Origin of the sequence: Deinococcus cellulosilyticus NBRC 106333 = KACC 11606, from assembly GCF_007990775.1 — a bacterium.
Lineage (GTDB): Bacteria > Deinococcota > Deinococci > Deinococcales > Deinococcaceae > Deinococcus_C > Deinococcus_C cellulosilyticus.
On record NZ_BJXB01000095.1, the window covers coordinates 1 to 680 of the forward strand.

Below are 680 nucleotides of genomic sequence, written 5' to 3' on the forward strand. Positions count from 1 at the left end.
ATGACGATTAAAGCAGTGCAAACCCAGCAGCACGTGAGGCGCACCCCGGTGCTGCAACTGATCGGCTTCTACCTGCTCCTGGCGATCATCGCCATCTACCTGCTGTTCCCCTTCGTGTGGGCGGTGATCACCAGCCTGAAAAAAGCCAGTGACATCTTCCTCCCCCCCGCCCAGTTCCTCGCCGCCGAGTGGACCCTGCAGAACTACGTCGGGGTCTTCCAGTACCCTGCCTTCAGCAAGGGGCTGGGCATGAGTGTCATCGTCGCGGTCGGCAGTGTGCTGATCTCCCTGCTGATTGGGGCCTTCGCCGCCTATGCGCTGGGCAAATTCCGCTTCAAGGGCAAGTCGGTGATCATGTACATCATCCTTGCGGTGTCCATGTTCCCCCAGATCGCTGTGCTTTCGGGCCTGTTCACCCTGATCCGGCAGTTCAACATGTACAACTCTCCCACCGGCTTGATTTTCAGTTACCTGATTTTCACCATTCCATTTTCGGTGTGGGTGTTGACCAGTTTCGTGCGGGAGATCCCCAACGAACTGGAAGAGGCCGCGATGGTGGACGGTGCGAGCCCTTTGCAGACCCTGTTCAAAGTGCTGTTGCCGGTGATGGGTCCTGCCCTGGTGACCACGGGATTGCTGGCGTTCATCAATGCCTGGAACGAGTATTTGTTCGCTCTGAC

The 680-nt window shown here is 57.8% G+C and carries 1 protein-coding gene; it reads left to right on the top strand.

The features are described from left to right. Window positions 1–15: 15 nt before the first annotated feature. Window positions 16–680: carbohydrate ABC transporter permease (locus DC3_RS28845; protein ID WP_246130851.1), on the top strand; the 665-nt coding region annotated here is incomplete at its 3' end.